General features: G+C 74.6%; 18 protein-coding genes and 2 pseudogenes. 5 read left to right on the plus strand and 15 right to left on the minus strand.

The genetic code is table 11. The features are described from left to right. Window positions 1-90 precede the first annotated feature (90 nt). Complete coding sequence (locus ACI2LW_RS14310; RefSeq protein WP_404731482.1) at window positions 91-384, minus strand: hypothetical protein; 294 nt, start codon at window positions 382-384, stop codon at window positions 91-93. A 165-nt stretch (window positions 385-549) separates the two neighbouring features. Between ACI2LW_RS14310 and ACI2LW_RS14315 the strand changes: the two genes are divergently transcribed. Beyond that, window positions 550-1,110: a hypothetical protein gene (locus ACI2LW_RS14315; protein WP_404731483.1), complete on the plus strand. Its 561-nt coding sequence runs from the start codon at window positions 550-552 to the stop codon at window positions 1,108-1,110. Window positions 1,111-1,235: 125 nt separating this feature from the next. On the opposite strand, the gene ACI2LW_RS14320 is transcribed toward ACI2LW_RS14315, so the two are convergent. The 9 genes and pseudogenes from ACI2LW_RS14320 to ACI2LW_RS14360 form a co-directional block, all read right to left on the minus strand. Beyond that, window positions 1,236-2,003 (minus strand): hypothetical protein, encoded by a 768-nt coding sequence (locus ACI2LW_RS14320; RefSeq protein WP_404731627.1) that lies wholly within the window; start codon window positions 2,001-2,003, stop codon window positions 1,236-1,238. Between the two features lie 158 nt (window positions 2,004-2,161). Continuing rightward, a complete protein-coding gene (locus tag ACI2LW_RS14325; protein WP_404731484.1) occupies window positions 2,162-3,148 on the minus strand; it encodes an N-acetylmuramoyl-L-alanine amidase in 987 nt (328 codons plus the stop codon). Window positions 3,149-3,234: 86 nt separating this feature from the next. Then, window positions 3,235-3,975 (minus strand): class I SAM-dependent methyltransferase, encoded by a 741-nt coding sequence (locus tag ACI2LW_RS14330; RefSeq protein WP_404731485.1) that lies wholly within the window; start codon window positions 3,973-3,975, stop codon window positions 3,235-3,237. A 41-nt stretch (window positions 3,976-4,016) separates the two neighbouring features. Next, a complete protein-coding gene (locus tag ACI2LW_RS14335; RefSeq protein WP_404731486.1) occupies window positions 4,017-4,682 on the minus strand; it encodes a class I SAM-dependent methyltransferase in 666 nt (221 codons plus the stop codon). 120 nt (window positions 4,683-4,802) lie between these two features. Then, on the minus strand, window positions 4,803-6,542 hold the full coding sequence (locus ACI2LW_RS14340) for an MFS transporter (protein ID WP_404731487.1): 1,740 nt from the start codon (window positions 6,540-6,542) through the stop codon (window positions 4,803-4,805). A gap of 326 nt (window positions 6,543-6,868) precedes the next feature. Beyond that, on the minus strand, window positions 6,869-7,507 hold the full coding sequence (locus ACI2LW_RS14345; protein ID WP_404731628.1) for a response regulator: 639 nt from the start codon (window positions 7,505-7,507) through the stop codon (window positions 6,869-6,871). Window positions 7,508-7,555: 48 nt separating this feature from the next. Then, on the minus strand, window positions 7,556-8,953 hold the full coding sequence (locus ACI2LW_RS14350) for a histidine kinase (protein ID WP_404731488.1): 1,398 nt from the start codon (window positions 8,951-8,953) through the stop codon (window positions 7,556-7,558). Between the two features lie 7 nt (window positions 8,954-8,960). Further along, a pseudogene (locus tag ACI2LW_RS14355) lies at window positions 8,961-9,224 on the minus strand (ABC transporter permease); the annotation flags it as partial. Continuing rightward, window positions 9,205-9,624 (minus strand): annotated as a pseudogene (locus ACI2LW_RS14360) (ATP-binding cassette domain-containing protein); the annotation flags it as partial. The pseudogenes ACI2LW_RS14360 and ACI2LW_RS14355, both read right to left, overlap by 20 nt. A 326-nt stretch (window positions 9,625-9,950) precedes the next feature. On the opposite strand from ACI2LW_RS14360, the gene ACI2LW_RS14365 reads away from it, so the two are divergent. Further along, complete coding sequence (locus ACI2LW_RS14365) at window positions 9,951-10,808, plus strand: MaoC/PaaZ C-terminal domain-containing protein (RefSeq protein WP_404731489.1); 858 nt, start codon at window positions 9,951-9,953, stop codon at window positions 10,806-10,808. 136 nt (window positions 10,809-10,944) lie between these two features. On the opposite strand, the gene ACI2LW_RS14370 is transcribed toward ACI2LW_RS14365, so the two are convergent. From ACI2LW_RS14370 to ACI2LW_RS14380, 3 genes are all read right to left on the minus strand, one after another. Next, complete coding sequence (locus ACI2LW_RS14370) at window positions 10,945-11,109, minus strand: hypothetical protein (RefSeq protein ID WP_404731490.1); 165 nt, start codon at window positions 11,107-11,109, stop codon at window positions 10,945-10,947. Window positions 11,110-11,205: 96 nt separating this feature from the next. Then, window positions 11,206-12,795 carry a hypothetical protein gene (locus ACI2LW_RS14375; RefSeq protein ID WP_404731491.1) on the minus strand — a complete coding sequence of 530 codons (1,590 nt, stop codon included), beginning with the start codon at window positions 12,793-12,795 and terminating at the stop codon, window positions 11,206-11,208. Between the two features lie 373 nt (window positions 12,796-13,168). Continuing rightward, complete coding sequence (locus tag ACI2LW_RS14380) at window positions 13,169-13,678, minus strand: hypothetical protein (RefSeq protein ID WP_404731492.1); 510 nt, start codon at window positions 13,676-13,678, stop codon at window positions 13,169-13,171. Window positions 13,679-14,205: 527 nt separating this feature from the next. On the opposite strand from ACI2LW_RS14380, the gene ACI2LW_RS14385 reads away from it, so the two are divergent. The 3 genes from ACI2LW_RS14385 (at window position 14,206) to ACI2LW_RS14395 (ending at window position 17,440) form a co-directional block, all read left to right on the plus strand. Next, on the plus strand, window positions 14,206-15,099 hold the full coding sequence (locus ACI2LW_RS14385; RefSeq protein ID WP_404731493.1) for a Nif3-like dinuclear metal center hexameric protein: 894 nt from the start codon (window positions 14,206-14,208) through the stop codon (window positions 15,097-15,099). Continuing rightward, window positions 15,096-15,839 (plus strand): zinc ribbon domain-containing protein, encoded by a 744-nt coding sequence (locus ACI2LW_RS14390; protein WP_404731629.1) that lies wholly within the window; start codon window positions 15,096-15,098, stop codon window positions 15,837-15,839. The genes ACI2LW_RS14385 and ACI2LW_RS14390 overlap by 4 nt, the downstream gene beginning before the upstream one ends. Before the next feature lie 221 nt (window positions 15,840-16,060). Continuing rightward, entirely contained in the window at window positions 16,061-17,440 is a 1,380-nt protein-coding gene (locus ACI2LW_RS14395; protein WP_404731494.1) for a bifunctional RNase H/acid phosphatase, read from the plus strand. Here the strand turns inward: ACI2LW_RS14395 and eda are convergent. Both eda and yaaA read right to left on the minus strand, forming a co-directional pair. Continuing rightward, a complete protein-coding gene (gene eda, locus ACI2LW_RS14400) occupies window positions 17,415-18,101 on the minus strand; it encodes a bifunctional 4-hydroxy-2-oxoglutarate aldolase/2-dehydro-3-deoxy-phosphogluconate aldolase (RefSeq protein ID WP_404731495.1) in 687 nt (228 codons plus the stop codon). The two genes, ACI2LW_RS14395 and eda, sit on opposite strands and share 26 nt — an antisense overlap. Window positions 18,102-18,269: 168 nt before the next feature. Further along, window positions 18,270-19,052, minus strand: a complete 783-nt coding sequence (gene yaaA, locus ACI2LW_RS14405) for a peroxide stress protein YaaA (protein WP_404731496.1) — start codon at window positions 19,050-19,052, stop codon at window positions 18,270-18,272. Window positions 19,053-19,054 lie beyond the last annotated feature (2 nt).

Consider the following 19,054-nt stretch of genomic DNA (forward strand, 5'->3'; position numbering starts at 1 on the left):
GGCCGGGGCCGACAGATCCCGTTGAGGACCCAAGGTCAGTCAGTGGCTGGGTCAGACCCCGCCGGGAGACGCTCACGAACATCCTCACTGTCAGTGGCGGTGGATCCGGTTGGCTATGGCGTGGCCCACGAACAGATAGACCACGGCGGCCAGCCCGTAGCCGGCGACCACGCGGGCCCAGGCCTCGTCGAAGGTGAACAGGTCACGCGACCAGCCCGCCAGCCAGTTGGCCGCGTCATGGACGAACTGCACCAGGTCGTTGGCCCGGTTGGCGTCCAGCAGATACATGAGGATCCACAGTCCGAGGATGACGGCCATGACGTCGGCGACCACCGCGACGACCGTACCGGCGGAGTGGGAACCCGTGCGATAGCGAGGGGACATGACGTCCGTCTGGCCCCTCAATCCTGATTGAAACCTGTAATGCCTACGGGGAGTGACACCCCAAGCACCCGGCGCACCCCTCGTGGTGCCGCTGTTTCAGCGGGGAGCGGCGGGATCACACGGACGCACGGAGCACACGGAGCCACACCTCGACAGGAGGACACCGTGCCCGTACCGATACGGCGCCTCGCTGTGGCGCTCACCCTCTGCTGCGCCCTGCTCGCCGGATCCACCGCGTGGGCCGCGAACCAGGGCGCCTCACCGCACAGCCCGACCGTCGCCGTCGCGGCGGCCACGCCCAGCCCCAGTACGTCCGCGGAGAAGCAGAAGTTCGCCAAGACGCGCTTCGTGGCCAACGCGGCCCTGGCGGCCGGAGCCACCTACCAGTGGATCTGGAAGCCGTACAAGCAGGGCAAGTTCAAGAAGGGCGCGCCGCACCGCAGGACGACGCTCATCAAGGCGGGCCTGGCGGGCGCGTTCGCGTACAACCGGCTCAAGGCGGCCGTGCGCAACGCCCAGGGCGACCCGACGCTGTCCAAGGCGCTCGCCCCGATCGAGGCGGCCATCGCCGGCCTGAAGGAACTGCCCGCCAAGCTCCGCAAGGGCGACGGCTCGGCGGCCAAGGCCTTCAACGACGTCATCGACAAGGTGAAGGAGGCCGGCAAGAGCGCGGGCGCCGAGGTGAAGGACAAGGTGCCCTCCACCTCCGAACTGACGGGCGGCTGACGGGCGGCCGACCCGGGCCCACCCGGCCCTCCTCCCGGGGCGGCCCGGCCCGGCGGGGCCCCGGGGAACGCCGACGGCCCCCCGCCCGCTGGGGGCGAGGGGCCGTCGGCGTGGCCGGAGGGAACTCAGCCGCGCTGGATGTTCGACGCGTCCTGGAGGACACCGCGGCGGCCGTCCTGCATCTCCGTCAGCAGGCCCTGGCCGCGCTGTTCCACGGCCAAGTACCACACACCGGGCGCCAGTTCGGCGATCTGCGAGGCGCCGTCCTCCCCGAACAGCGGCCGCGGCGCCGGCACGGCGAACCAGAACGGCGAGAACGCCGCCGACGGCTGCGTCTGCTGCGGCTGCCCGCCGGGGAAGGGCTGCGTCTGCTGCGGCTGGCCGCCGAACGCCGCCTGCGGGGCGCCCGGGTAGCCGTAACCGCCCTGCTGCGGCGCCCCGTAGGGCTGCGGCGCGGCCGGCTTCGGCGCCGGCATCAGCGCGCCCTGGAGGGCGGGGACCAGCGGGGTGGCGATCGCGGCGGCGGCCAGCACCAGGGCCGCGATGAAGCCGAGGATCAGGCCGGACCCGGCGTCGACGCCGTCGCCGAGGTCCACCAGCGTCCAGAACAGGGTCCAGGCGGCCAGCACGGTGAAGCCCACGCCGATCGTCCCGAGGTCGAGTCCGGCCACCTTGCGCGGCTGCGGCAGACAGCGGTTGACGACGATCAGGGCGGCACCGATGACCGCGCCCATGTAGGTGCCGAGCCCCATGCCGAGGGAGTCCCACGCGCTCCTGCTGTCGGAGTAGCCTCCGATGGACAGGGAGTAGAAGTCGAGGAACGACGCGATGAAGAGCAACACCGCTGCTCCGATCACCACGCCGTCGCCCCGAGTGAGGGAGCGGATATTCACTTCAGGTCCTTCGTAGGTCGTCTCGTCGTCGGTCAGAGGCGTCGCTGTCACCGGATCGCCGTAGGGCTCCTCGGTGGGAAGCGCGGGGGTGGCCCCTCATCGTACGGGTGACACTATCGTCCGGCCGAGTGGGATGTCCGCCCGGATCCGTGCTGCCGTCAGGACGCGCGCAGGAAACTCACGATTCCCTCAGAGATCCCCTCCGCCGCCTTCTGCCGCCAGTCACCGCTGCTCAGCGATGCCGCGTCCTTGCTATCGCGCATGTTGCCGCACTCGATGAACACCTTGGGAACCGTTGACAGATTGAGACCGCCCAGGTCCTGACGCGTGACGAGACCGGTGCCGCCGCCGACGTAGTTGGACGGCGGTTCGCCCGTGACCCGGAGGAAGTTGCCCGCCACGCGCTCCCCGAGGTCCCGGGAGGGGGCGACGATACGGCGGGTGTCCGCCGCCCCGGCGTGCACCGACGCCGGGAGGATGACGTGGAAGCCGCGGTCGCCGGCCGCCGCGCCGTCCGCGTGGAGCGAGATGGCGGCGTCCGCGTGCGCGGCGTTGCCGATCCGGGCCCGCTCGTCCACGCACGGGCCCCAGGACGGCGAGCCGTCGTCGTGGGTCAGCTTCACCGTGGCGCCCTGCCGTTCGAGCAGCGTGCGCAGCCTGTGGGCCACGTCCAGGGTGAAACGGGCCTCGCTGTAACCGGCGTTGGTGGAGGTACCGGTGGTGTCGCACTCCTTGCGGTGGGTGCCGATGTCCACCGTGCGGTTGATCTCCGAGGTGTGCCGGAAGTTGCCGGGGTTGTGTCCCGGGTCGATGACGACGACCTTGCCCTTGAGCGCGCCGGCGGCGGGCGCGGAGGACGGGGAGGACGGGGAGCGCCGCGCGGGGGAGCCCGCGGAACCCGGTCGCTCCTCCCCTTGGCCCGGATACGACGGCACCGGCGGCGACACGTGCGAGGACGCCGCACCGGCGGCCGGCGCCACCGCCCGGCCGGAGCCGCCCCCGTCCGGGCCCACCGCCTCGTACACCAGCCAGCCCAGCAGCGCGCCGGGCACCAGCGCGGCGAGGGCGACGGTCAGCGGCCCACGACGCGGGCGACGGGCGCCCTCGGGCCGCGGCTGATCGAACTCGGGTCCCAGGTACGACACGTCAGCCACCTTACGGGCAGTCCGAGGGAGCCCGCAGGCTCCGCGGCCGCCCACCCCCTCGCGGCCGGGGTCCTCCGCGGCGGGACTCAGGGCTTGTGGGTCACCCACAGCAGTTCCGCCGGCCAGCGGTGTGCCCAGTCGGGCGGGTCGGTCTCGTTGTAGCCGTTGGGCGTTCCGGGTGCGGGCCGCGGCTCGATGAGGTCGTCGATGACGAGACCCGCGCCGCGCAGGACCCTGACCCAGTCGCCGTAGGTGAGCTGATAGCTGGTCGCGCCGTCGTCCTCGGTGATGGCGTCCAGCCCGAAGTAGTCCTTCTGGAGCGTCGTGGTCACACGGCCGGCGGCTTCGTCGTAGCAGGCTTCGAACCATGGGCCGGCGACGTTGAACACCAGGCGTCCGCCCCGGCCGAGCACGCGCGCGGCCTCGGGGACGGCCAGGTGCGGGGGCGCCCAGCTGAGCCCGCCGAAGTCGCAGAACACCAGGTCGAAGCTGGCGGCGGCGAAGGGGAGTTGCTCGGCGGCGCCCTGCACCAGCGGGTAGCGGGCCGCTCCCCTCGCGCGGGCCGCCGCGGCGAGCTGCGCCTCGGACAGGTCGAGCCCGACCACGCGGGCGCCCTCGGCGGCGAGCGCCCTGGACCACTGGCCGGCGCCGCAGCCGAGTTCGAGGACGCGCTTGCCGGAGACGTCGCCCAGGGCGTGCAGCTGCGCGTCGGGGACGGAGTACATGCCCCACAGCCGGGGTGCGGCGCCGATCCGCGGGTCGTGCCGGTGCTGGTAGGCGTCGCTGATCCGGTTCCAGAACCGCCGGTTGGCGGGGATGCTGTCCATGCGCCGACTCCAGCAGTGCCTGCCGGGGGCGGTCAACACGGTCAGGCCACCGGCCGGCCCTCGCCCGCCGCCGTTCGCCGCAGGACGCGCAGGGAGCCGGTCACCGAGACCTCGGTGAACTCCCCGGACCGAAGGGCCCGCAGGTACACCCGGTACGGGGCCTGTCCGGTGAACTCGTCCACGGGGTCGGGGAACACGTCGTGGATGAGCAGCAGCCCGCCCACCGCCACGTGCGGGGCCCAGCCCTCGTAGTCTGCCGTGGCGTGCTCGTCGGTGTGGCCGCCGTCCACGAAGACGAGCCCGAGCGGGGTGTTCCACACCGCGGCGACCTGCGGCGAGCGGCCCACCAGCGCCACCACGTGCTCCTCCAGGCCGGCCCGGTACAGCGTGCGCCGGAAGGTGGGCAGCGTGTCCATCAGCCCGAGCTCGGGGTCGACGGTGCCCGGGTCGTGGTAGTCCCAGCCGGGCTGCTGCTCCTCGCTGCCGCGGTGGTGGTCGACGGTGAGCGCGGTGACGCCCGCCTGCCGGGCCGCGTCGGCGAGCAGGATAGTGGACCGCCCGCAGTAGGTGCCGACCTCCAGCAGCGGCAGCCCGAGCCGGGCGGCGTCGACGGCGGCACGGTGCAGGGCGAGGCCCTCGTCCGTGGGCATGAAGCCCTTCGCGGCCTCGAAGGCGGCGAGGATCTCCGGCTCGGGGGCCGCTGACATGGGGTTCCTTCCGGTCGTACGTGCGCTCGGGCCATGCTGCCGCACCCCCCGCCGCCGGGGCGACCGGGGGTGCGGTGGCGTGGATCTCACCCGCGCACCCCGCCCACGGCCGCGGGCCGCTCAGGCGGTGACCGTCTCGCCCGGCAGGGACAGGTCCAGGTCGACCGGGCGGTCGTCGCCCGGGTGACTTGCCGCACAGGCGTGCGGGCCGTGGCCGGCGGCACGGGCGGCCAGGACGTACGGTCCGCCGGCCGGGACCTCGAGGGCGTAGCCGCCGTCCTCGGCGGTGAGCGCCGCGCCGGCCTGGCGCCCCCGGCGGTCGATCAGCGTGACCTTGGCCCGGGCGACGGGGGCGCCGTCGGCGCCGAGCACCCGGCCGCGGAAGCCGCGCAGGGCCTGCGTCGCGCGGGCGAGGTTCAGGTCCTCCTCGCTGGCGGCACGCAACCGGGGGCGGGCGGCGGCCCGGCGGCCGGGCAGGAAGAGGGCCAGCACCAGGCCGGTCGCGACGGCGGCCGTGGCGATCAGGAACGAGACGCGGAAGCCGTGCAGGGTGGGGACGGCGACACCGCCCACGGTGTGCGCCGTGTTCGCGAGCACCATGCCGACGACGGCGCTGGAGACCGAGGTGCCGATGGAGCGCATCAGGGTGTTGAGGCCGTTGGCCGCGCCCGTCTCGGACGCCGGGACCGCCCCGACGATCAGCGCGGGCAGCGAGGAGTACGCCAGGCCGATGCCGGCGCCCAGGACCACCGCGATGACCAGGCTCTGCCAGGCGGCGCTCATCAGGCCGAGCCCGGCGCCGTAGCCGATCGCGATGATCAGCAGGCCGGTGATCAGCGTGACCTTGGGGCCGTACCGCGCGGACAGGCGGGCGTAGACGGGCGCGGTGAACATCATCGTCAGGCCGAGCGGGGCGATGAGCAGACCCGCCGAGACCATCGACTGGCCCAGGCCGTAACCGGTGGAGGTGGGCAGCTGGAGCAGCTGCGGCAGGACCAGCGAGACGACGTAGAACGAGACGCCGACCATGATCGAGGCCAGGTTGGTGAACAGCACGGCGGGGCGGGCGGTGGTGCGCAGGTCCACCAGCGGCGCCTGGACGCGCAGCTCCAGCACGCCCCACGCGAGCAGGACCGCCGCCGAGGCGGCGAACAGGCCGAGGGTGCCGGCCGAGGTCCAGCCCCAGTCGCCGCCCTTGGTGATCGGCAGCAGGAACAGCACCAGCCCGGCCGACAGACCGAGCGCGCCCGGCAGGTCGAAGGAGCCCCGCGCGCGCATAGGGGACTCGGGCACGGCAAGCAGCGTCAGGGCGACGCACAGCACGCCGAGGCCGGCGGCGCCGTAGAACAGGACGTGCCAGTCGGTGTGCTGGGCGACCAGGGCCGCGGCGGGCAGCGCCAGTCCGCCGCCCACCCCGATCGACGAGCTCATCAGGGCCATCGCCGAGCCGAGCCGCTCGCGCGGCAGCATGTCCCGCATCAGGCCGATGCCGAGCGGGATGGCGCCCATCGCGAAGCCCTGCAGGGTACGGCCCACGATCATGGGCAGCAGCGCGCTGGTCATCGCGCTGACCAGCGCGCCGGCCACCATCACCGCGAGCGAGGTGATCAGCATGCGGCGCTTGCCGTACAGGTCGCCGAGGCGGCCCATGATCGGTGTGGCCACGGCGCCGGAGAGGAGGGTGGAGGTCAGCACCCAGGTGGCGTTGCCGGGTGAGGTGTCCAGCAGCTGCGGCAGGTCCTTGATGACCGGGACGAGCAGGGTCTGCATCACCGCGACCACGATTCCCGCGAAGGCGAGCACCGGGACCAGGGCTCCGCCCGCGCTCCGGGCGGGCCGGTGGGTCGTCGTGAGCGTCATGTGGGAGGGCCTCCGGGCCTTGAGCGGCGGTTCACGACCGCCCGCGCGGGACGGGACGGGGACGGCCGGGTGCGGTTCGCGGTCGTACGTCGCTGTCCGGTTCGCGGCCGTACGCCGCTGTCCAGTACGGGCCGTACGTCGCTGTTCGGTATGCGGTCGTACGCGCTGTCCGGTTGGCGGTCGTACGCGCTGGTCGTGGCCGTCCCGCGTGGACGGGTGCAGGGGGAACCTCGTATGCGCGGGCAACTATTCCGGTGTTTTGGCGTCCTAACTATTTCTTGACCATTCCGTGGGGATCCGGTCCCGGGGCGGCTTCGTCGCGGCGGTCACAGCCAGCCCTGGCGGCGGGCCTCGCGCATGGCCTCCATGCGGTTGCGGGTCCCGGTCTTGCCGATCGCGGAGGACAGGTAGTTGCGCACGGTGGACTCCGACAGGTGCAGCCTGGCGGCGATGTCCGCGACCGTCGCCCCGTCGGCCGACGCCTCCAGCACGTCCCGCTCACGGCCGGTGAGGGGATTCGGCCCGGCGCTCAGGGCGGCGGCCGCGAGCGCCGGGTCGACCACCGTCTCCCCGGCCAGCACCCGGCGCACCGCGGCGGCCAGCTCCTCCACCGGGCCGTCCTTGACCAGGAAGCCCGCCGCACCCGCCTCCATCGCCCGGCGCAGATAGCCGGGGCGGCCGAAGGTGGTCAGGATCAGCACCCGGCAGCCGGGCACCCGCTCGCGCAGCTCGGCGGCGGCGTCCAGGCCGCTCCTGCCCGGCAGTTCGATGTCCAGCAGGGCCACGTCGGGACGGTGGTCGAGAGCGGCGGCCACGATCGCGTCGCCGGACGCGACCTGCGCGACGACCTCGATGTCGTCCTCCATGCCGAGCAGCAGGGCGAGCGCACCGCGCATCATGCCCTGGTCCTCGGCGAGCAGGAGGCGGATCGGCTTGTCGGAGCGGTGCTCCCGCTCCCGCGGCATCTCGTTCACGGCGCAAGAGTAGGGAAGCGGACGGTGGGGCGGGCAGGCTCAGGCGTGCGCGGGATCGGCGGCCCGCCCGGGCCCGTCCGCGGCGGGCGCCTCCGCGAGGTCCCCGGCGAACCCCGCGGCGGACTCCTCGCGCTCGGTCGGGAGCTCCGCTGTGACCGCGAACCCGCCGTGCGGCGACGGCCCGGCCCGCAGGGAGCCACCCGCGGCGGCGAGGCGCTCGGTGAGGCCTTTGAGGCCGGTGCCGCCGGGGGCCGGGCCGGCGCCCTCGTCCATGGCACTCCGCATGCCCGCGCCGTCGCCCGTGTCCGCGCCGTCGCCCGTGTCCGCGCCGTTGCCCGTGTCCGCGCCGTTGCCCGTGTCCGGGACGCCGCCCGCGTCCGGGACCTGAGCGGCGCCGCCGCCGTTGTCGGCGACGGTGAGCCGGACGCGTTCGTCCGTGCCGTCCACGGTGATCTCGCAGCGGGTCGCGCCGCTGTGCCGTACGGCGTTGGTGACCGCCTCGCGCACCACCCAGCCCAGCAGCGCCTCGGTCCGCGGACTCAGCACGGGACCCGAGCGGCGTACCGCGGGCTCGATGCCGGCCGCGGTCAACGCCGAGCGCGCACGGTCCAGTTCGGTGCTCAGGCTGCCCTCGCGGTAGCCGGTGACCGCCTCGCGGATCTCGGTGAGCGCCTGGCGGCCGACCGACTCGATGTCGGTGACCTGCGCGAGCGCCGCCCCCAGATCGCGGGGTGCCAGGCGGCGGGCCGCCTCCGACTTCACCACGATCACGGACAGCGTGTGGCCGAGCAGGTCGTGCAGGTCCCGGGAGAAGCGCAGCCGCTCCTCCTCAACGGCCCGGCGGGCCAGTTCCTCGCGGGCGGCGCGCAGTTCGCGCACGGCTTCGCTCAGGCTGAGGATCGCGGCGGTCACCATGCTGGACAGGAACGTGCCGTAGGCGATGTTGATGCCGTTCCAGCCCTCGTGCAGGGCGGAGACGGCGCCGGCCAGGGCGGACAGCAGCAGACCCGTCCTGCCCAGCCAGGGCCCGCGCACGATCGCGCCGGCCGCCAGGCCCAGCAGCGGGAAGAACAGCAGCCAGCTGCCGCCGTAGGCGAGCGCCAGGGCGGTGGTCACCGCACCCAGGAGCAGCAGCGCCACCCGGGTGGAGACCGCCTCGCGCGTCCGCTTGCAGAAGGCGCGGAAGACCACGTGGATGTACAGCGAGTTGAAGGCGAGCAGGCCCAGGCCGCCGATCCACGGGTTGGGCGTCTTGCCCTGGAGGACGTTGGACAGCGAGCCCAGCCCCAGCAGCAGCCAGGGCAGCAGGGAGAAGCCGGTGGGCGGCGGCCCCGCGTGCTCGGCCGTCCAGCGCTCCTTGCCGGCCGCCCGCCGCTCGCTCCAAAAGCGCCTCATGTCCTGCCTCCACGCCGTCCCATTCGGTCCCATCGGTCCCATCGGCCCCTCACACCGTCCCCGCGTGCCGCCGGTAGGACAGCACGGCGTACGAGCCGAACACCAGCAGCCAGACCGCCAGTACGAGGATGGCAGCCGCCGCCGGGGCGTGCCCCTGGGTGACCGACGTCCCGAGTTCGGCGAACCGGCGGGTGGGCGTGTACGCCGACAGGGCGCGCAGCCACCCCGGGAACAGCGCGACGGGGAACCACAGGCCGCCGAGCACCGCCAGCCCCAGGTTGCACACCATGTTCACCACGCCCGTGGTCCACGCGGCGCGCCGCCAGAGCGGAGATCCCGGCGAGCTCCAGAGCCCGGGCGACGGGCAGCGGATCGGGGTACCGCCCGGCCACGAACCCGACCAGTTCGCGCACCGTGACCCGGGGCACCGCCCGCGCCTCCTGGAGCATCGCCCCGACCAGCCCGGCGCGCACGGCACGCTCCGGCGGGCCGCCGAACAGTTCCACCCTGCCCGCGTCCGGCGCGCTCAGGCCGAGCAGCAGTGAGATGGCGGTCGACTTGCCCGCGCCGTTGCGTCCGGGCAGGGCCACCGTCTCTCCCCGGCCGATCTCCAGGTCCACGCCGTCGACGGCGCGTACGACGCCCGCGCCGCGGGCCGCGGCGAAGGTCTTGACCGCCCCCGTGAAGGACACGGCACTCGGTGTCTGTGTCATGTCTGCGACGCTACGGACCCGGGCCCGGACCCGGCAGATGCGCTTGTACGGACTCGGCCGGGACAAATGTCACGGGTGGCCGGTGCCGGCCGTCGGGCCGATGTCCGTCGGTGTCCGCGGTCCGGCTGGTGTCCGCCGTCGGGACGGTGCCCACCGTCGGGCAGATGCTCGTCGTTGGGCAGATGCCCGTCGATGCCGGCCGTCGGGCCGGCGCGCGGGGGCGGCGCGTGGGGCCGGAGCGCGGGGCCGGGGTCCGCCAAGATCTTCCGCGACCGGCGGGCGCCGGGCTATACAGGGGCGACCGGACCCGTAGGAGTGCAGCGCCCATGCCCATCGACGCAGCCAAGGCCCTCGCCGCCGCGCCCCGGACCGGTGAGATCTCCTGGACCCCGAAGGACGTCCAGCTCTACCACCTCGGCATCGGCGCCGGCGTCCCCGCCACCGACCCGCGCGAACTGCGCTACACGCTGGAGACCCGGCTGCACGTCCTGCCGAGCTTCGCCACCGTCGCCGGGGCCGGCGCGCCCGGTGTGATCAGGGCCCTGAGCCTGCCCGGTGTCGACGTCGACCTCGCCCGCGTCCTGCACGGCGGCCAGAGCCTGACCGTGCACCGGCCCCTCCCCGCGCAGGGCACCGCCACCACCGCCGACCGCATCGTCGCCGTGTACGACAAGGGCACGGCCGCCGTCCTCGTGATGCGCACCGAGGCCGCCGACGCCGAGGGCCCGCTGTGGACCGGCGACGCGGTCGTCCACGTACGCGGGGAGGGCGGCTGGGGCGGCGACCGCGGACCCTCCGCCCGCACGCCCGCCCCCACCGGCGGGCCGGACCGCACCGTCGAGCGGCGTCTGCGCGGGGACCAGGCGCTGCTGTACCGGCTGAGCGGCGACCTCAACCCGCTGCACGCCGACCCGGAGTTCGCCGCGCGCGCCGGGTTCGACCGGCCCGTCCTGCACGGCCTGTGCACCTACGGCGTGACGCTGAAGGCGGTCGTCGACACCCTGCTCGACGGCGACGTGACCCGCGTCCGCTCCTGCGCCACGCGCTTCGCCGGGGTGGCGTACCCGGGTGAGACCCTGCGCATCCGCATGTGGCGCGGGGACGGCCGGGTACGGGTGACCGTGAGCGCGGCCGAACGGGACGACGCCCCGGTCCTCGCCGGCACCACGGTGGACCACGGGTGAGCGGGACGGCGGTGCTCCCGCTCGCACGCGCGGGTGGTCCCCGGCGCGGGGAACGGCGCGGGCGGTGAGAGCCCGGGGACACGAAACGGCCCCGCCCTGGTGAAGGACGGGGCCGCCGCGTTGTTCCCTCGCGCCGTCAGGCGGCCGCTCCGCTCTCGTCGGCCGGCTTGCGGTGACGGCCGCGGGGGGCCGTCTCGCCGTCCTGGGACGAGACCGGGCCGCGGTGCCTGCCGTGGCCGCGGCCCTCCTGGGCCTCGGCCTCGCGCGCCTCGAGCGGCTGGGTCGTAGTGGCGTTGCTCATCGGAAGAATTCACCCCGTCGACATGATCTTTCGTACAGCCGGGCGAGTCTAACCGGCACACCTCGGGCCGAATCCAGGCGGCCACGCCAACCGGCACTACTTCGTTACAAGCCGCCCCAGCGGCGCCTGTTGAAGCGGAACGGGACGCGGTGCGGAGGGGACCGGAGCCTCCGATTCCCCCTGGTCCACGGCCTGTTCGGGCTCACCGGTCCCCCCGGAGCGTCCGCCCTCGCCGGCCGCCTCCGCGGTGTACCCGGACACCTCCGGCGCGGCGTCCGGCGGCACGTGCTCCCGCGCACGCGCGACGGGCCACACCACCTCCGCGGTCACCCGCCGCCAGACCCCCGTGTCCGTTCCCGTCACCGTGTCCGTTCCCGTCACCGTTTCCGTGACCGTGTCCCTTTGCGTCACCGTGCCGGGACCCGTGTCCGTGCCGGGACCCGTGACCGTGCCGGAACCGCGACCGGAACCGGTGGCCGTCCCCGCACCGACGGCGATGGCCGTCCCCGCACCGACGGCCGTACCCGCACCGATCGCGGTCTCCGCACCGATCGTGGTCTCCGCACCGAAGGCCGTCTCCGCGCCGATCCCCGTCCCCGCACCGCCCCCCGCGTCGTACCCGTACTCCGCCGCCGTCTCCTGCCCCGTCACCGCCGCCGTCTCCTGCCCGGCCGCCGTCCACCGCGCCACCCCGCAGGGCACCGTCTCCGTGGCGTACGGCAGCCGCAGCTCGCCGTCCCCGGTCCACACCCCGCACCCGGTCAACCAGCCCTCGGGCGGCGGCAGATGACGTACCCGGCGCTCGGCGGGCCGCCACACGCCGACCCAGCTGCCGGAGGCGCCGTCGCAGCGCAGTGCCACCGCGCACTGCTCGGGCGTCAGCACCTGCCCCGGCTGGATGGCGAACGGCGTCACCACGCAGTCCGCCGGCCGCAGGCAGTCCGGGAAGCGCACCGGCAGCGTGCTGCCGAGCACCCCCCAGCCCAGCCGGGCCCGGCCCGGCGAGGGCGCGTCCGAGCGGATCAGCAGCAGCCCGCTGTCGGGGTCGGCGAGGAGCAGCCGGTCGTCGCTGTCCGCGGCGATCTGCAGCAGCGGCGACACCTCGCCGCCACGGCTCAGGTCCACCACCACCGCCTTGGTGCGCCCGCCGGACTCCCGGTCCAGGGCGAGCATGCTCCCGCCGCGGTCCAGCCACAGCCCGCCCGAGCAGCGGCCCGGCACCTCGGCCAGGTACTCCGGCCCGCAGGGGCCGCCCGCCACCAGCCACACCGCCGAGGAGCGCGGGCCCACCGCGAGCGCGTACGCCCGCTCGCCGCCGGGTGCCGGCGGCAGCAGCCGCAGCCCGGTGTCCTCCGGGCACTCGATGCCGCCGAGCGGCAGCTCGCCGGTGCCCGGGCCGGTCGGGTACAGCAGGGAGAAGGTGTGCCGGCCGTCCACCAGCCGCCGGATCAGGACCCGGCCGTCGCCCATCGGCTGCACCTCCGTGCCCGGCTCCTCGGGCTGGTTGCCCGGCAGCGGCACCGCGTACGGCTCCGGGCCGTCCAGGGTCCAGCGCTCCGGGTACCAGGAGTCACCGCTGCGTGCGAGCCGGGCGGCGTAGGCGCCGTCCGCCGTGATCGTGCAGCCCGCTCGCGGCCCACCGTCGTCCTCGTCCGCCGCCGAAGGCTCGATAACACAGGCCGTCATCGTTGGGTCACCTCCGGTGAGGACGCTAGTTTTCGTACGCACGGGCGGAGGACCGGCGGGCGGCGGCTTCACACGTACGGGTGGCCCAGAAACGATTCAGCTGAGAAGGGGAGGACGTGTGTGCTGCCCGGCCCACCACCGGCGCACACCGCGCGGCGGCACCCGTCACGGGCGCCCCCGGGACGGCGCCGGGCACACGCCCAACGCCGTGGCAGCGCCCAGCGCCGTGGCAGCGCCCAGCGCCGTGGCACCGCCCCACGCCGTGGCAGCGCCGCGGACTCCTGCCGGCTCGTCGCCGCGCCGGCACTCGAGCACGGCGCTCGTCAGGTACTCGCGGGTGTGTTGCCCGTACGTGACCGGGTGACGGAGGGGGTCACAGCCGGGGCTTGGCCTCCCAGCGGGGGCCCATGTCGGGGGTGTCGACTCCCGCCAGTTCCGTCACCAGGCGGTGCACCCGCGTCAGATCGTGCAGCAACGCCCGCGTCTCGTCCGGCGGCAGGTCCGCCCGCCGGGCGATCTCGTCCAGGAGCACGGCATCGCCGTCGTGCTCCGCCTGTGCCGCCGACAACGCCTCGAACACCCGCTCGTGCTCGGGGGTGTACTCCTGGCGCTCGCGCTCGACGAAGGTCCGTTCCGGGCCCACCGCCGCCGGGTCCTTGATCCGCTCCTCGGCCGGATCCCCGGGACGCCACTGCTGCTTGCCGCGGTGCTTCGCCGCGATCCGGTCCTCGTGCGTCACGGAACCGCCGTGGCGCAGATGCGTCCGCTGCTTGGAGGCGCCGGTGGTCTCGTTGCGGGCGCTGGGGTTCTCGCCGTCGGCCGCCGCCTCACGGGCCGCGGCCCTGCGCTGCTCCTCGTTGCCTTCCATCTTCTTGCCGACCATGGTGCTCTCCCGTCCTCGGTGCTCTGCCGTGTCCTCCCGTTCGTGTCAGCCGTCCAGTTCCTCCTGGACCGGCGGCTTCCACCAGTTGGTCCTTGGTCGCCGGGAAGTCGACGTCCTTCAGGGGCTCCGCACCTCCCGGGCACTCGTGGCGTGCGCCACGGCTTGCTCTCCGTTCCGGTGTGCGGGTCTCGCGGCCGTCGGGTACCCCGACACCGCTGGCCGTTTCGTCACCCTGTCTCCCTTTTCGTCCTGATCCTGACGGCGGACCTGGCAGCACGGCCGGCACGGCCCGGCGTCGACGCGGTCGCCCGGCACGTCGCCGAGCGGCCGTCCCGGGCAATGCAGTTGCCTTGGCGGGGTATCGCCCCTGTTAAGTCCGAAGGTCGCCAGTAGTTGATCTTCAGCGCGTACGCCGCCCCCGGCGCGGGCGCTCCCGGCCCCCCGGGGCGGCCCCCCGGCGCAGGCGCCGAGGCCCGGCGCGGCGGCGCCGGTTCTGCCGGGGTGAACACCCAGGTAGCCTTGCACCCGTGCCCCGTCTGTCTGAAGTCATCGCCGCACTGGAGAACCTGTGGCCCGCCGAGCGGGCCGAGTCCTGGGACGCGGTCGGCACCGTGGCGGGCGATCCCGACCAGGAGGTCACCCGGGTCCTGTTCGCCGTGGACCCGGTCCAGGAGATCGCCGACGAGGCGGTGAAGCTGGGCGCGGACCTGCTGGTCACCCACCACCCGCTCTATCTGCGCGGTACGACGACGGTGGCGGCCTCCACCTTCAAGGGACGCGTGGTGCACACCCTGATCAAGAACGACGTCGCGCTGCACGTCGCGCACACCAACGCCGACACCGCCGACCCCGGCGTCAGCGACGCGCTCGCCGGAGCGCTGGACCTGCGCGTCGTACGCCCGCTGGTGCCGGACCCCAGCGACCCCCAGGGCTGCCGGGGCCTGGGCCGGATCTGCGAACTCGACCACCCGCTGACCGTCCGCGAACTCGCCGCCCGCGCCGCCGAGCGGCTGCCCGCCACCGCGCAGGGCATCCGGGTCGCCGGCGACCCGGGGGCGAGGGTGCGCACGGTCGCCGTCAGCGGGGGCTCGGGCGACAGCCTCTTCGACGCCGTGCGCGCCGCCGGGGTCGACGCCTTCCTCACCGCCGACCTGCGCCACCACCCGGCCTCCGAGTTCATGGCGGACGCCGCTCACGGCACCGCCGCTCGCGACACCGCCCACCGACCTCTCGCGCTGCTCGACGCGGCGCACTGGGCCACCGAGTGGCCCTGGTGCGAGCTGGCCGCCACCCAGCTCGACGAGATCTCCGACCGGCACGGATGGGACCTGCGCGTCCACGTCTCCAAGACGGTCACCGACCCCTGGACCGCCCACGCGGCGTCCGCCTCCACCACTAGCGCAACGGGAGCCCCCAACTGAACGCCGCGCCCGCCGACCAGATCCGACTCCTCGACGTGCAGGACCTCGACGTCCGCCTGCAGCAGCTGGCGCACCGGCGCAGGTCGCTGCCCGAGCACGCCGAGATCGAGTCGCTGACCAAGGACCTCACCCAGCTGCGCGACCTGCTCGTGGCCGCGCAGACCGAGGAGAGCGACTGCGCCCGCGAGCAGACCAAGGCCGAGCAGGACGTGGACCAGGTGCGCCGCCGCGCCGCCCGCGACCAGCAGCGCCTGGACTCCGGCGCCGTCACCTCGCCCAAGGACCTGTCCAACCTCCAGCACGAGATCGCCTCCCTCGCCAAGCGCCAGGGCGACCTCGAGGACGTCGTCCTGGAGGTCATGGAGCGCCGCGAGTCCGCGCAGGAGCGGGTCGCCGAACTCACCGAGCGGGTCGGCTCCGTCCAGGCGAAGATCGACGACGCGACCGCCCGCCGTGACGCGGCCCTGGAGGAACTCGACGGCGAGGCGGCCTCGGTGACCAAGGAGCGCGAGGTCATCGCGGGCTCCGTCCCGGCGGACCTGCTCAAGCTGTACGACCGGCTGCGCGAGCAGCAGGGCGGCATCGGCGCCGCCAAGCTGTACCAGCGCACCTGCCAGGGCTGCCGCCAGGAGCTCGCCATCACCGAGCTGAACGAGATCCGCTCGGCCGCCCCCGACACGGTCGTGCGCTGCGAGAACTGCCGCCGCATCCTGGTCCGCACCGCCGAGTCCGGCCTGTAGGGCACGGGCCCGGAGCGCCGAGTCCGGCCGGCCCGTAGGACGCGGGTCCGGCGCGCGGGCCGGGCACGTGGGCTGGGGTACGTGGGCTGGGGTACGTGGGCCGGGCGCGCGGGCCGGGCGCCAGGGCCTCGGCCCGGGCGACGCGGGCAGGGGAGCCGGCGTCGGAGAACGTCGGGGGACCTCGGGGAGCCTCGGGGAACGAGGGTGAGGAGCGGTCGGGCGTGCGGGAGTTCATCGTCGAGGCGGACGGCGGGTCGCGGGGCAACCCGGGGCCCGCGGGCTACGGCGCGGTCGTACTGGACGCGGCCACCGGCGAGCCCCTGGCCGAGGCCGCGGAGTACATCGGGGTGACCACCAACAACGTGGCCGAGTACCGGGGGCTGCTGGCCGGCCTCCGCGCCGCGCACGCGCTGGACCCGGCGGCGTCCGTCCGCGTCCGCATGGACTCCAAGCTCGTCGTCGAGCAGATGTCGGGCCGCTGGAAGATCAAGCACCCCGACCTCAGGCCGCTGGCCGCGGAGGCGGCCGGGGTGTTCCCGCCCGGGCAGGTCGTCTACGAGTGGGTCCCGCGCGAACGCAACAAGCACGCCGACCGCCTGGCCAACGAGGCGATGGACGCGGGCGCCCGGGGCGAACGCTGGTCGGCGTCGTCCTCGTCGGCGGCCCTCGACCGCGAGGCCGGCGCGCGGGGCACCGCCCCGCGGCAAGCCGCCGTACGAAACACCGCTGCCCAGGGCACCACCGCGCAGGACGCCACCGCACAGAGCACCACCACTCAGAACGCCACCCCACAGGCCGCCACCGCGAAGGAAAGTGCCCCACAGGCCGCCTCCCCGAACGAAAACGCCCCACAGGCCGCCTCCCCGAACGAAAACGCCCCACACGGCGCCACCGCCCAGCGAGCCAGCGTGCGGGAGACCGCGGACCAGCGCGCCGCCCGCACGGTCGCCTCGCCCGGCTGGGGGCCCGCCGACCTCGGGGCGCCCGCCACCTTCGTACTGCTGCGGCACGGTGAGACGCCGCTGACCCCGCAGAAGCGTTTCTCGGGCAGCGGGGGAAGCGATCCCTCGCTCTCCGCGGCCGGCCGGGAGCAGGCCGAGAAGGCCGCCGCCGCGCTCGCCCGGCGCGGCACGATCCAGGCCGTCGTCACCTCCCCCCTCGCCCGCACCCGGGAGACCGCCGACGTCATCGCGGCCCGCCTCGGGCTGGAGGTGACGGTGGAGGACGGTCTGCGGGAGACGGACTTCGGCGCCTGGGAGGGGCTCACCTTCGGTGAGGTCCGCGAGCGTTACCCGGAGGACCTGAACGCCTGGCTGGCCTCCCCGGACGCCGAGCCGACCGGCGGCGGCGAGAGCTTCGCGGCGACCGCCAGCCGTATCGCCGCCACCCGCGACAGGCTGGTCGCGGCCCACCGGGGCCGTACGGTCCTGCTCGTCACGCACGTCACCCCGATCAAGACCCTGGTCCGGCTGGCCCTCGGGGCGCCGCCCGAGTCGCTGTTCCGCATGGAGCTGTCGGCGGCGTCCCTGTCGGCGGTGGCGTACTACGCGGACGGCAACGCCAGCGTGCGCCTCCTCAACGACACGTCCCACCTGCGCTGAGCCCCGCCGCCGCACGGGCCAGCCGCTCGATCCGGGCCCAGTCCCGGCCGGCCACCGCATCCGGCGGAACCATCCAGCTGCCGCCCACACAGCCGACGTTGGGCAGGGACAGATACGCGGGCGCGACGTCCGGACCGATGCCCCCGGTGGGGCAGAAGCGGGCCTGGGGCAGCGGGCCGGCGAGCGACTCCAGATAGGCGGTGCCGCCCGCGGCCTGCGCCGGGAAGAACTTCATCTCGCGCACCCCGCGCTCCAGCAGCGCCACGACCTCCGAGGCGGTCGACACCCCCGGCAGGAACGGCCGCCCGCAGGCCCGCATCGCCTCCAGCAGCAGGTCCGTCCAGCCCGGGCTCACCAGGAACCGCGCCCCGGCGTCCACCGCCGTGTCCACCTGCGCCGGTCCGATCACCGTGCCCGCCCCGACCACCGCGTCCGGCACCTCCGCGGCGATCGCCCGGATCGCCTCGGGCGCGACCGGGGTGCGCAGGGTCACCTCGACCGCGGGCAGCCCCCCGGCCACCAGAGCCCGCGCCAGCGGCACGGCGTGGGCCACGTCGTGCAGGACGACCACGGGAAGGACGGGCGCGATGTCCAGCACGGAGTCCGGCGAGGGGGAAGAGGAGCCGGCGGCGGGGGAGGAGGGGGCGGAGGGCGCTGGCATGGCCACATCCTGCCCAGCGGCAACACCACCCGCAACGAGCATTGCGCATGCTGCAACGACCCGTCCGCGCTCGCCCCCGCACCCCTCCCGCCGGGCGCCGCCCTCAGCGCACGCCCGCCCACAGCCTCAGCGCACGCCCGGCCAACAGCGCACGTCGCACGTCCCTCCTCAGTGCACGTCCGTCACCAGCACGTCCAGCGACCAGCTCCGCCCCGCTCCGCCCGGCGCCTCGGCCTCCACGGCGTACCCGAGGTCGCGCAGCGCCTCGACCAGTTCCGCGGGGCCCGCCGGGGCGGCCCCGGCCGACAGCAGGCTCCGTACCATCCGCCCCTTGGTCGCCTTGTTGAAGTGGCTGACCACCTTGCGGGTCGGCGCGTGCAGCACCCGTACCGTCGCCGTGCGTTCCGCGACCCCGCCCTTGGGCTTCCAGGCCGCCGCGTACGCGGAGGACCGCAGGTCCAGCACCAGCCCGCCGTCCGCCACCTCGGGCATCACCTCGGCCATCGGCGCCCGCCAGTGCGCGCCCAGCGCACCCAGTCCGGGCAGCTTCACACCCATCGAGCAGCGGTACGACGGGATCCGGTCCGTCACCCGCACCGCACCCCACAGTCCGGAGAAGACCAGCAGCGAGCGCGCGGCGCGGCGCTTGGCCGCCGTGTCGAGGGAGGCCAGGCCGAGGGCGTCGTAGAGGACGCCGGTGTAGATCTGCCCGGCGGGCCGGGTGCCGCTCTCGCGCAGGGCCGCGTTCTTGGCGACCTCGCCGCGCAGCCCCTCGCTCAGCCCCAGCACCTCGCGCGCCTTGTCCTCGTCGCCCGAGCACAGCTCGACCAGTTCCGTCAGCACCGCCTCGCGGGCGGCGGCGAGCCCCGGCAGCGACAGCGACTCCATCGCGAGCGGGGCGCCGCGGCCGGCGGAGGCCTTGCCTTCGGACGGGGGCAGCAGGACAAGCACGG

Source organism: Streptomyces sp. NPDC004065 (assembly GCF_044903565.1).
Lineage (GTDB): Bacteria > Actinomycetota > Actinomycetes > Streptomycetales > Streptomycetaceae > Streptomyces.